This is a genomic window from Sporosarcina sp. E16_8 (assembly GCF_017347095.1).
GTDB lineage: Bacteria > Bacillota > Bacilli > Bacillales_A > Planococcaceae > Sporosarcina.
The window spans coordinates 65,432-78,156 of the sequence record NZ_JADPRZ010000008.1; the positions used below are offsets into that span (position 1 = coordinate 65,432).

Annotated in this window: 11 protein-coding genes; 9 read left to right on the top strand and 2 right to left on the bottom strand. The window is 39.6% G+C overall.

From position 1 onward, the window contains the following. Positions 1-13: 13 nt before the first annotated feature. Positions 14-916 (bottom strand): TIGR01777 family oxidoreductase, encoded by a 903-nt coding sequence (locus I2484_RS08690; protein ID WP_207150640.1) that lies wholly within the window; start codon positions 914-916, stop codon positions 14-16. A 479-nt stretch (positions 917-1,395) separates the two neighbouring features. Between I2484_RS08690 and I2484_RS08695 the strand changes: the two genes are divergently transcribed. The 7 genes from I2484_RS08695 to I2484_RS08725 all read left to right on the top strand — a co-directional run bounded on the left by I2484_RS08695 (position 1,396) and on the right by I2484_RS08725 (position 7,960). After that, positions 1,396-1,731 carry a hypothetical protein gene (locus I2484_RS08695; RefSeq protein WP_207150641.1) on the top strand — a complete coding sequence of 112 codons (336 nt, stop codon included), beginning with the start codon at positions 1,396-1,398 and terminating at the stop codon, positions 1,729-1,731. A gap of 119 nt (positions 1,732-1,850) precedes the next feature. After that, positions 1,851-2,057, top strand: coding sequence for a cysteine-rich CWC family protein (locus I2484_RS08700; RefSeq protein WP_207150642.1), 207 nt, complete (start codon positions 1,851-1,853; stop codon positions 2,055-2,057). 21 nt (positions 2,058-2,078) lie between these two features. Next, positions 2,079-2,504: a DUF1801 domain-containing protein gene (locus I2484_RS08705; RefSeq protein WP_207150643.1), complete on the top strand. Its 426-nt coding sequence runs from the start codon at positions 2,079-2,081 to the stop codon at positions 2,502-2,504. A gap of 229 nt (positions 2,505-2,733) precedes the next feature. Next, positions 2,734-4,170: a PTS mannitol transporter subunit IIBC gene (locus tag I2484_RS08710; protein ID WP_207150644.1), complete on the top strand. Its 1,437-nt coding sequence runs from the start codon at positions 2,734-2,736 to the stop codon at positions 4,168-4,170. Positions 4,171-4,258: 88 nt separating this feature from the next. Continuing rightward, positions 4,259-6,349: a BglG family transcription antiterminator gene (locus I2484_RS08715; protein ID WP_207150645.1), complete on the top strand. Its 2,091-nt coding sequence runs from the start codon at positions 4,259-4,261 to the stop codon at positions 6,347-6,349. A 17-nt stretch (positions 6,350-6,366) separates the two neighbouring features. Continuing rightward, positions 6,367-6,804: a PTS mannitol transporter subunit IIA gene (locus I2484_RS08720; RefSeq protein WP_207150646.1), complete on the top strand. Its 438-nt coding sequence runs from the start codon at positions 6,367-6,369 to the stop codon at positions 6,802-6,804. A 1-nt stretch (position 6,805) separates the two neighbouring features. Beyond that, on the top strand, positions 6,806-7,960 hold the full coding sequence (locus I2484_RS08725; RefSeq protein ID WP_207150647.1) for a mannitol-1-phosphate 5-dehydrogenase: 1,155 nt from the start codon (positions 6,806-6,808) through the stop codon (positions 7,958-7,960). A gap of 167 nt (positions 7,961-8,127) precedes the next feature. Here the strand turns inward: I2484_RS08725 and fdhD are convergent, their stop codons facing one another. Then, entirely contained in the window at positions 8,128-8,946 is an 819-nt protein-coding gene (fdhD, locus tag I2484_RS08730; RefSeq protein ID WP_207150648.1) for a formate dehydrogenase accessory sulfurtransferase FdhD, read from the bottom strand. 253 nt (positions 8,947-9,199) lie between these two features. Here fdhD and fdhF point away from each other — a divergent pair, with 253 nt between their 5' ends. Further along, positions 9,200-12,136 carry a formate dehydrogenase subunit alpha gene (gene fdhF, locus I2484_RS08735; RefSeq protein WP_207150649.1) on the top strand — a complete coding sequence of 979 codons (2,937 nt, stop codon included), beginning with the start codon at positions 9,200-9,202 and terminating at the stop codon, positions 12,134-12,136. A 6-nt stretch (positions 12,137-12,142) separates the two neighbouring features. After that, positions 12,143-12,619 (top strand): helical membrane plugin domain-containing protein, encoded by a 477-nt coding sequence (locus tag I2484_RS08740; protein WP_207150650.1) that lies wholly within the window; start codon positions 12,143-12,145, stop codon positions 12,617-12,619. The last annotated feature ends 106 nt before the right edge of the window (positions 12,620-12,725 follow it).

Sequence of the window (12,725 nt, forward strand, 5' to 3'; positions counted from 1 at the left end):
CATTGGTTTCCCACTAAATCTTACTAGAACTCTTCAAAATTTGTTGAAGTGCCTTCTCGATTGTATCAAATGTAAAATGAAACCCTTCCTTTTCCAATCTATCAGGAACAACCCAACGGCTTTTTAAAACCAATTCCGTTTCGGTTTTCATAAAAACAGCCCCCATTTCGAGCATCCATTTCGGTGAAGGTAATCCAAACTTTCGGTCCATTGTTTTCCGCAGTTGTGTCATGAATACTCGATTCGTAATCGGCTGTGGGGCTGAACAATTAAATATCCCATCCAAATCTTTATTCTTTTGAAGAAAAAGGATGATTCGAAATAGGTCTTCCATATGAATCCAGCTAAACATTTGGTTGCCCGATCCTTGAATACCGCCGAGCCCATAGCGTACCAAGTTGAGGTAGGGCTCCATCACTCCACCATCCTCACCAAGTACAATTGCAATTCTTAATGCGACTTTCCTTGTCTGAGGAAGCTGGAAAGCAAATAGGGATTTCTCCCATGCTTGTGCTACCTCAACGGAGAAACCTGTCCCAATCTCGCCACTAGCCTCCGTCATAGGTCTATCTTCTGCATGTCGATAAATCGTAGCGGTACTTGAATTGATCCATAATGACGGCGGATTTTTACAGGCTAGCAAAGCGTTTCCAAGTATTTCTGTGGTTCCTGTTCTGGAATCAAGGATTTCTTTTTTATTGTTCTCGTTATAACGGCAGTTGACAGACTTCCCAGCAAGATTGATGAGCATCTCCGCTCCTTCCAAGGCCTCTACTATACCTACGTCATCCGCCCAAATAAGTTGGTCAGACTGTCTTGAAATGATGATTATTTCATAGCCCAAATTCGTAAACTTCTTTTCAAAATATTGACCTAGAAAACCCGTTCCACCAGCTATGACTATTTTCTTTTTCATATCATCCACTCGTTTCCTATAGTTCTTCCTAATTGGACGATTGAGTGCTCAATTATGTTGCGAAGACAGCTATTTTCTTAGAGAACCAAGGGCCCTTTTTGTTAGTATGAAATAAGCGATGAAAAGTAATGAAACCGATGAACTTATTGTGATACAATTTATTAAAGATTTCACTCGCGATATATATATTCGGCACTACTTATTTAGAATTAACCAAGTGGTATACCTCACCCTTATAACAAACAACTCTAGCGAAGAAGCGACACTAATGAAAGGTGCCCAATATTGCGGCATCCTGCAGGCGACGGAGCAATAAGATCAAGGAGGGATGCAGTTAAATCCCTCCCCAGTTATCTTTTGGCGGGGTAATTGCGTGAGGCCATCACCAAGCGACAAAGTGGTGTTGGAAGAAAACTCTATTTGTTAAGTGCCGACTATATAGAAATCTATTTTCTCAACTTAATCAGGAGGCAAATAGAATGATTTATGTAAAAGGAATTGTATCTTTTCTGTCAAACAGTAAATTACCAAAATCCAAAATATATATGAAAAATAAATTTGTGAGTATGAAAGTTATTGAAATAAACCAGCGAATATCATCTACCGATGAAGAACAATCTGTGGTGATCACATGTAGTTTTACTGTTTCTATGGACGAAGACTACATATGCAAATCACTTGAAGATTACACTGGAAAAGTTAAACCTTTTTTACAGAAATATATTAAAAGTTTGATTTATAGAGTAGAGATTCAAAACTTGAATTATTTAAGGAACAGTGAAATGAAATCTACTTCTCGTATGTCTTCATATTAATTAATCAGAAAACTCTTCCGGTGTAGCAACACTAATCGTTCATTACTTTAACCGTTAAAATGTGTGAAATATATGTCATGAGCTCAGAAATAATCCGCGTAGATAAGTGAGGGGAAATCATGATCCAAGTATTCGATACAGTAGAAAGTTACCAATGTCCTATTTGCAAAGAAAACAATAATTGTTGTAATTCCACAGAAAAGTCCCTAGGTACATGTTGGTGTAATGGAGAGTTCTTTCCGAAAGCTATTTTCGATCTAGTACCTTACGAGAAATCGAGAAAATCATGTATATGTAAAAAATGCCTAGATGAGTTCGTAGGGTGATGGAAGAAAGGGGAATAGAATATGTACGAGCAAAAAACGAAGGAAACAGACAATGACGTCATTGAATTTATAGAGAATGTAGAAAATCTCAAAAAACGTGCGGATGCTTACAGGCTACTTGATATTTTTAAAGAGGCGACAGGCTATGAAGCAAAAATGTGGGGACCTAGTATTATTGGCTTTGGAACGTATCATTATGTATACAAAACGGGCCACGAAGGTAACGCACCGTTGACTGGTTTCTCTCCACGTAAAGCAAAAACTAGTTTGTACTTTGCACCCGGCGATAGCGAGCGTGATGCATTGCTGGCGATGTTTGGAAAACATACTTCTGGCAAAGCGTGCGTGTATATTAATAAAGTAGATGATATCGACACGAGTGTATTAAAAGAGTTAATTACTCAATCGGTTACGTTTTTGCAAACACAATACCCGGATAATAAATAACGCTTTACCTAACGAGAGGTTTGCAGTGGTCCATTAAGTAGATGGGGACTGTAAATTCTGATAATACAGTAGTGCCTTGTGTATACTTAAATCCATCAAGTATACATATGGCAACAATAGAAGTGACAAAATAGCGTTTACATTCGATTGCCTAACGAATGTAAACGCTTTATTATTGGGAGTAATCAAACAGTTGTCGCTTCATAAAAAAGGAAGGGAGTGTGTGGGAATGGAAAATGAACAGCAACATAATTCAAGATTCAAAATGAAAGTTCAACGTTTTGGAAGTTTTTTGAGTGGGATGATCATGCCGAATATTGGCGCTTTCATCGCTTGGGGAATCATCACTGCATTATTTATTCCAACAGGTAGGTTTCCGAACGAAGATTTTGCAGAACTTGTAGGACCTATGATCAATTACTTACTGCCAATTTTAATAGGATTTACGGGTGGACGCCTTATCCATGGTATCCGTGGAGGAGTCGTTGGTGCAACGGTTACGATGGGGGTCATTGTTGGGGCAGATATTCCAATGTTCCTTGGTGCAATGATTGTAGGACCTTTAGGCGGATGGGCAATTAAGCAGTTTGATAAATTAATTGAAGGAAAAATCAAGTCAGGTTTTGAAATGCTTGTCAATAACTTTTCATCAGGTATTATTGGGGTTATTCTAGCACTGTTTGCTTTTAAAGGAATTGGTCCGGTAGTAGAGGTGTTGAATAAATCACTTGGAGCAGGTGTTCAAGCGATTGTTGATGCTAATCTATTGCCAATTGCAAGTATATTGATTGAGCCTGCAAAAGTTTTATTTTTAAATAATGCCATTAACCACGGTGTTTTAAGTCCAATCGGAATTGAACAAGCTACACAAACAGGCAAATCAATTCTCTTCCTATTGGAGGCCAATCCAGGACCTGGTTTTGGGATATTACTGGCGTATATGATTTTCGGCACAGGTATGGCGAAGCAAACAGCATCAGGTGCAGGTATCATTCATTTCCTTGGAGGGATTCATGAAATTTACTTCCCTTATATTTTAATGAGACCATTGCTATTGGTCGCTGCGATTGCGGGAGGCGCAACGGGCGTGTTTACACTTCAATTATTGGGTGGAGGTTTAGTTGCAGCGGCATCACCAGGTAGTATTTTTGCCATCCTTGCGATGACACCAAAAGGAAGTTATTTAGCTGTCATTGCAAGTGTCTTCTTTGCAACGCTCGTATCTTTCATAATTGCATCCATTATTTTAAAAACAGGGAAACAAACGGATGAAGACGATTTATTGAGAGCGACAGAAAAAACGTCTGCGTTAAAAGGAAAAGAGAGCCATGCGGCAAACTTCATGCAACAATCAGTAGCTGAAGAAGCTGTTCAAGAAGTGTCATTTGCAAATGTTAAAAGTATTATTTTCGCGTGTGATGCAGGAATGGGTTCAAGCGCGATGGGTGCTTCTATTTTGAGGAATAAAATTAAAAAAGCTCAAATTGATGTTGCTGTTTCAAATATGGCAATCAGTAATTTACCGTCCGACGCGGAAGTGGTAATCACTCATAAAGATCTTACTGAACGTGCGAAAGCAAAATCACCAAACGCATATCATATTTCAGTCGAAAACTTTTTAAATAGTCCTAGATACGATGAACTTCTTGAAAAACTGAAAAAGTAATGAGTGTACACTTAAGCTCAGCCTAATTCGAAAGAAATTGGGCTGAGTTTTACCAATGATTATAGAGTATTTCAATGGGGTGTTTAACATGGATATTTCAGCTCGGGAAAAAATTATCTTGGATGAATTAATCGACAGAAATGAAGAAGTAACCATTAAAGAATTATCGGAGAAAATAGCTGTTAGCCCTCGAACGATTCACCGTGATTTGAATACGTTAGAAAAATTACTACGCGCGTACAACCTTGAACTTATACGAAAAACTGGGGTTGGCATTCAGATTGTAGGGGTAGAAACAGATAAGGAAATCTTAAAACAAAAGTTAAACACTTTCTCTTCTCGTGAGTATACGCTGGACGAGAGGCAAACCATGATTTTGTGCACATTGTACGAATCATCAGAGCCCGTGAAGCTTTTTGCACTTGCCAATGAAATAGGAGTGGCAATAGCGACAATCAGTGCAGATTTACTTAAGCTAGAGGAACAATTAAAACCCTTTAAGCTTCTAATAGTGAAAAAAAGAGGGTATGGAATTGAAATAAGCGGTTCAGAAAAAGCAAAACGAAGAGCAATGAGTTACGTGATTGCCAAAACATTAAAAGAAGACGAGCTATTTTCGTTTACAAAAGAACGTATTCAGAAGAAATCTGGGAATCAAGAGAATCCTATATCCAAACGGTTATTGCATCTTGTTGATCGGGAAAAAATACTGATTATTGAAGATGTCATGCAACAATTAAATCGAGTATTACCATTTCCAATTACGGATAATGCTTATGTCGGGCTCATTGTTCATCTAACGTTGGCAATTGAACGTATTATGTTAGGTGAAAATATTCAGATGGATACTGTGTATTTAGAGCAGTTAACAAAGGAACCGGAATACCACATTGCACAGGAGATTATTGCCAAATTATCGGCTCGGTTCCAGATAGAAATACCTAAAGCTGAAATTGGGTATATTACAATGCATCTTCAAGGTGCCAAGCTTCGTCATAATGAAGGACAATTACTTGAAGCCTCCAATTTGGAAACATTCATACATGCGAAGAAACTGATTCAGTGCATGGAAGATGCTACGGGTGAAGATTTAATGGATAACGCGCCCTTGTTAGAAGGCCTTGTTACACATTTGAAGCCTGCAATCTATCGTATTCGACAGGATATGGGTATCACCAATCCTTTGTTGAAAAGTATTCGTAAAGATTATGAAGAGTTGTTTCAGATTGTCAAGAATGCCGTTGGAAAAGTATTTCCGGAACTACAAATACCTAATGAAGAGATAGGTTACTTAGTCATGCATTTCGGATCTGTCTTACTCGGTGTGAAGGGTGAAAAAGATTTAAAAGCCTATATTGTTTGTTCAAGTGGAATAGGGACATCCAAAATGCTCGTATCGCGACTTCAACGAGAAATACCAGAAATTGCAGAAATAGCGAATGTATCTCTTTTTGAATTAAATGAACTTCAAATCTCAGATAGAGACTTAGTTATTTCTACTATTTATTTACAAGATTTTACCAAGGAATATTTGATCGTCAGTCCATTTATGACAGAAGAAGAAATTAAACAAGTACAGCTGTATGCAAGAAGGCAGAAGCTTATTAAAAAACCGGTTACCTTGGTAAACCATAGTAATTCCACAATTGAAGAAATAACTAACAGAATGAAAAGTATCCATTTATACACGGGAACTGTAGCCGAGTTATTATCGGGTTTTCAGCATTCATCACAAAAAGAACATATGTCAGTAGAAAAATATATACGAGTAGCATGTAACCAATTGGAAAAGAAAAATATTATCAAAGATGCTGAAATTGTGGCAGATGCTCTATTTGCAAGAGAAGCAATTGGAGGAATAGGAATACCTGAAACAAAGCTAGCTTTATTCCATACCCGCCACGAACAAATTCTTAAGCCTTCGTTTACGATCCAAACACTTGTGGATCCAATCGTTATGAAAGCGATGGACGGAACGGATAGCGAAGTCAGGCATTTATTACTGTTGTTAGCCCCTCATTCATACCATGAACAGGGTTTAGAAGTACTAAGTTATATTAGTTCACTCATTATCGAAGACGAAAAAAGTATTGAATTGTTTGAATCCAGTCCGGGGACGCATATCCATTCCTATTTGGCACAGAAATTTGAGCAGTTCATTAATGAAAAAATAAAATAACTAGAGGAGTTTTTACAATGACATTACCTATTTTATCGATTGAAAACATTGTGTTGAATCAAGTGCTAGCGACAAAAGAAGAAGCAATCCGCTTAACAGGGAAAATCCTTTTTGACAGGGGTTATGTTGAGTCAAGTTATGTAGAAAAAATGCTTGAACGCGAAGAAATGACAACTACGTATATGGGGAATTTTGTAGCCATTCCACATGGTACAGACGATGCAAAGCAAGAAGTAATGGAGTCAGGAATTGCAATTATTCAAGTGCCACAGGGTGTAGATTTCGGAGATGGGAATATCGTCAAATTGATCTTTGGGATTGCTGGAAAAGGGGACGAGCATTTAGAAATCCTGTCGAATATTGCAATCGTAGTTTCTGAAGAAGAAAATGTAGAGGCAATTGTGAATGCATCGTCTAAAGATGAAGTTTTATCCTTTTTTGAAGGAGTGAACTAACATGATCGCTGTTCATTTTGGCGCTGGAAATATAGGTAGAGGTTTCATTGGAAACTTATTGTATCAATCCGGATTTGAAACATGCTTTGTAGATGTGAACAGCGAGCTTGTTAAGTTGATAAACGAAAAAAAACAATACCGTGTTGAACTTGCAAATGCAGCTCATGAAGGACTGCTTGTGAAAAATGTTCGGGCCATTAATAGTGCGACGGATCCGGAATTAGTTATTGAAACAATTGTCAAAGCAGATCTTGTGACGGCTGCGGTTGGGCCGAATGTGCTGCCCTTCATAGCGGGTTTACTTGCTGAAGGACTTAAGGAGCGTCTCGTTCAAACGGGACAACCGTTAACAATCATCGCTTGTGAAAATATGATTGGCGGAAGTGCTTTTCTTAAAGAAAAAGTATATGAAAAATTAACTGAAGACGAAAAGTTACGATTTGATGAATGTTTTAGCTTTCCGAATGCAGCAGTAGACCGCATCGTTCCGAATCAAGTAAATGAAGATAAGATTGCGGTTCAAGTGGAGCCATTTTATGAATGGGTAGTTGAAGAATCAGAAATCATTGGCGAAAACCCGCCAGTTAAAGGGATTACGTTCGTTAAAGATTTAGAACCATATATTGAAAGGAAACTGTATACCGTGAATACAGGTCATGCTGCCGTTGCGTACTTTGGTTATTTGGCGGGTATTAGGAGAATGGACGAAGCACTTGCGAGCGAAGAAATCAGGACTTTGACTGAGAATATTTTGCAAGAAACCGGTAAATTACTCATTGCTAAATATCAATTTAATGAGCAAGAGCATGGCGATTATATTCAAAAGATTATGGGGCGATTTGCAAATCCATATCTATCTGATGATGTAACACGAGTGGGTCGATCACCTTTACGTAAACTCAAATTCAATGATCGGCTGGTCGGCCCCGCGACTCAATACGTGGAGTTGTTTGGTGAGACACCGACTTACTTGGCGCTGGGAATAGCAGCAGCATTGCGTTTTGATTATTTGGAAGATCCAGAAGCAAAACTCATTCAAGAAACAATTAAACAGCAAGGTATTCGTTATGCAATTGAAAAATTTACCGGGTTGAAGGCTGGAACAGCTCTATTTACGGCTGTTGAAGAGGGATATCGAAAACTTAAGGGAAATTGACTAATAGTAATGACGGTCGTAAGTTTAAGTATTTATCAACTTAATTAAAAAATGCCTACCTATATGCACTTCGCATATAGGTAGGCATTTTTATATGTGAATTTGAATACTCACACTTAGGCCCTAGTGAATACTTTAATAAACCAGATGTATCTGTCTACTTAGCATCATTTGTCCTGTTTGTTATGAATGTTTTCTTCGCTAATGATTCGCTCAGGATGAGTGTACAGGTTAAAGGAGCTTTTGCGAATAAATCCGACGGTCGTAATGCCAAGTTCTTCTGCAAGTGTTAGTGCCAATTCCGTAGGTGCTGATTTTGAAAGAACTATTTCGCAACCGATTTTTGCCACTTTCAATAAAATTTCCGATGAAATACGACCACTGAACACAATTACTTTGTCGCTGACTGGAATCTTATGTTTCAAACAATGACCGTAGATTTTATCCAGGGCATTATGCCTTCCAATATCCATCCTCGACATAATAATGTCGGTAGGCGTGCAGAGGGCTGCATTATGGACGCCGCCAGTTTGATGGAACATGTCTGCTGATTGTTCCATCTGCTCCATTAGGAAAAAGCACTCTTTCGGAGTAAGTGAAATATGAGTTTTTGTCATTTTCTTTGCCGTCAATGCATCATTTGCGAACACAAATCCTTGTCGACTCATGCCGCAACAAGAGGAGATATAGCGTTTGTTCAGCAATTTTTCGTAAAAAGGATACATTTTGTCCGTTTTGATATGGACAATCCCCAATTCTTCCTGCACGGAAATAGCTTTGATATCTTCATAGTTCGGAATGACGCCTTCAGATGCTAGAAAACCGACGACCATATCTTCGATGTACTCAGGTGAACAAACGATTGTTGCAAATTCTTGGTTGTTGATTTTGATGGTAATTGGATGTTCAATGACAATTTGGTCTTCCTTTTTCACTAAATACCCATTTGAGTATCGAAAGACAGTCCGTTTAGTTACTTGTTCCATCTGCTTATCCCCCCTACGTTTGTAAAAGAAAAGTGCTCTAATTGTAAATTGTTTATTCTATCAATTTAAAGTATACTAGTATTTAAGAGGGCGTTACAGTATGAAACGCTATGGTGTTATCAAACGTTAATTAGAATTATGTATTGGTAGTTCACCATGTCCTGTTAGAGGACTATTCCACTAAGAAAGTGCACATGTCAAGTTGGTGTATTTTTTAAGGTGGTTTTTTATTTATTAAAAAGGAGGCGACCACATGCCAATCAAGATTGACGGTTCAAATTATGACTTCGTGGAAGGCAAGACGATTCTTGAGGTGATCAATCAATATCAAATTGATCATCCGCAAATATGTTTCTTACCTGAAGTGGATCCGATTGAGACATGTGATACGTGTATCTTGGAAGTAGATGGTCGTCTAATGCGTGCTTGTTCAACAAAAGCTGTTTCTGGAATGAGTGTAGAACTGTCTTCGACTCGTGCAAAAGAAGTCCAGATGGAGGCGATGGATCGAATTCTCGCAAATCATCTCCTGTATTGTACCGTGTGTGACAACAATAATGGCAACTGTAAAATACATAACACGGTGGATATGATGGAAATCGAACATCAAAAATATCCGTATGAACCAAAATGTACACAAGAAAGTGTGGATTTCACACATCCATTTTACCGTTACGACCCAAATCAATGCATTGCTTGCGGTCAGTGTGTGGAAGTATGCCAAAATCTACAGGTAAATGAAACCTTATCGATTGATTGGAAGAGGGACCGTCCAATTGTCCTGTGGGATGGGGGTACGAAAATCAATGATTCATCTTGTGTCGGTTGCGGCCATTGTGTTACCGTATGTCCATGCAATGCACTTATGGAAACATCAATGCTTGGTGAAGCAGGATTCATGACTGGGCTAAAAGAGGAAATCCTATCGCCGATGATCGATCTTGTCAAAGAAGTGGAGCCGGGGTATAGCGGCATTATGGCCATCTCAGATGTTGAATCAGCGATGCGTGATACGAGGACGAATAAAACGAAAACAGTCTGTACATTCTGCGGTGTTGGCTGTTCATTTGAAGTGTGGACGAAAGACCGGAAGATATTAAAAATCCAACCCGTTTCAGAAGCACCAGTCAATGCGATTTCAACATGTATTAAAGGGAAATTCGGTTGGGATTTCGTCAACAGCGAAGAACGAATTACAACACCACTTATTCGGAAAGGCGATTCTTTTGTTGAAGTTACATGGGAAGAAGCGCTTGACCTTGTTGCTCTGAAACTCGGTACAATCAAAAAAGAGCATGGCAAAGAAGCTGTCGGCATCATTTCATCTTCGAAGATTACAAATGAGGAAAACTATGTCATTCAAAAGTTGGCACGCCAGGTATTTGAAACAAATAACGTAGATAACTGTTCACGCTATTGTCAGTCTCCAGCTACAGACGGTTTATTCCGTACAGTCGGCATGGGAGGGGACGCTGGAACAATTAAAGATATAGCGAAGGCTGGTCTTGTTATTATTGTTGGAGCTAACCCAGCTGAAGGGCATCCAGTTCTCGCCACTCGTGTGAAGCGTGCGCATAAGTTACATGGACAAAAATTGATTGTCGCCGACTTGCGGAAAAATGAAATGGCTGAACGCTCAGATATATTTATTAGCCCGAAGCAAGGAACTGATCAAGTATGGCTCATGGCAGTGACAAAATACATGATTGATAAAGGATGGCATGATCAGTCGTTCATTGATGATAACGTCCATTATTTGGATGAATTTAAAGAAGTTCTTGAGAAATATACACTCGACTATGCTGAAAAAGTATGTGGCGTATCAAGGGATTTGCTAATCAGAACGGCGGAAATGATTCGTGATGCAGACGGTACTTGTATTCTTTGGGGAATGGGTGTTACGCAAAATACTGGTGGATCGGATACTTCCGCGGCAATATCCAATTTGCTACTCGCGACGGGTAATTATCGACGTCCTGGCGCAGGTGCCTATCCGCTACGTGGACATAATAACGTTCAGGGTGCATGTGATATGGGATCGCTACCAGGATGGCTTCCGGGCTATCAACACGTCACTTATGATTTGGCCCGTCTGAAATTCGAAAAGGCATACGGCGTGAAAATCAATGATAAGCCCGGACTTGATAATATTCAGATGTTGCATTCCGTCGATGCTGGAATCATGAAAGCCATGTATATCGTAGGGGAGGATATGGCGCTCGTCGATTCTAATGCGAATTATGTACATGATGTCTTGTCTAAGCTCGATTTTCTCGTTGTGCAGGATATTTTCTTTTCAAGAACTGCACAATATGCAGATGTCATATTACCGGCAGTTCCATCGCTTGAAAAAGACGGCACATTTACAAATACGGAAAGACGTGTGCAGCGTTTATACAAAGCACTTCCGGAATTGGGCGACGCACGGGCGGACTGGTGGATTGTACAGGAAATCGCTATCCGTCTCGGTGCAGACTGGACCTACAGTCATCCAAGTGAGATTTTTGCGGAAATGGCGAGTCTTTCACCGATATTTAGTCAAGCCGATTATAGCGTAATGGAAGATTGGGACAGCTTCTTATGGGGCAATTTGGATGGTGCAAGCACACCGCTATTATACGTGGACGGATTTAATTTCCCCGATAAAAAGGCACGGTTCGCTCTGTCTGACTGGGTGGAACCTGTAGAGTTTCCAGTAGAATATGATCTCCACATTAATAACGGGCGCTTGCTGGAACATTTCCACGAAGGCAATATGACGAATAAATCGGATGGGATTCAGGAGAAAGTACCGGAAGTTTTCGTTGAGGTTTCGCCGGAACTTGCAAAAGAACGTGGTGTGTTAAGCGGATCCCTTGTACGCCTGATATCGCCATACGGCGCACTAAAGCTGCCGGCACTTGTAACGGAACGTGTGAAGAAAAACGAATTATTCTTACCGATGAATTCGGTTGAAAAAGAATCAGCCATTAATTTCCTAACCGGACCTGCTGTCGATCAGCGCACGAATACACCTGCGTATAAACAGACAATGGTACGAATGGAAGTACTTCGAAAAGAGGGCGAAAACCCGTTGCCGAAATCGAACCATCGCAATAAAGAGCGTCACCCGCAAAATGGTGTGGAAGTAGAGCGGAAATGGGCGCGTCCAGGATATCTACAATTAGCAGAAGATGAGAAAGAGAGATGATCTACGATGGCGGCGCCAATTACTTCTATAAAAAAGAAAGTAATGACAACGCAGGAAATCAAACAGAATAAACTTGAGGAGCTACAGTCATTAATTGCAGAACAAGACCAGGCTCTCAATAAAATATTAGAGATCACTGGAGAGTTGGATGGCGCAGGAGTCTTCGACGCGCTGAAGGCAATGGTGAAAGCAAAGGGGGATATCGCAAAAATTGCAGTAGACCAAGCGTCACGTGACCCAGTGACCAACATCATCAACCATGTGCTAAATGCAACCAGTGTGATTTCATCTATTGACCCTGATGTTACAGCGAAACTTGCAGCGAGTGTTAAAGGTGGATTGCATGAAGCTGAGCTCTATAGCGGTAATGGGCAAAAAGTAAGTGTTTTTCAATTGATGACTGCATTAAATGATCCTGATACGAACCGTGCTGTGAAATATGGACTGGATTTTCTGAAAGGGATGGGGAAAGCGTTAGAATAAGATAGCAAGTAGTAGGACATTCAAATAATTGCTAGTAATATGTTTCGATTAGCCATAAAATAATCAGCCATGTATGGTAATGGCTGATTTTTATTTTGCGTTATTC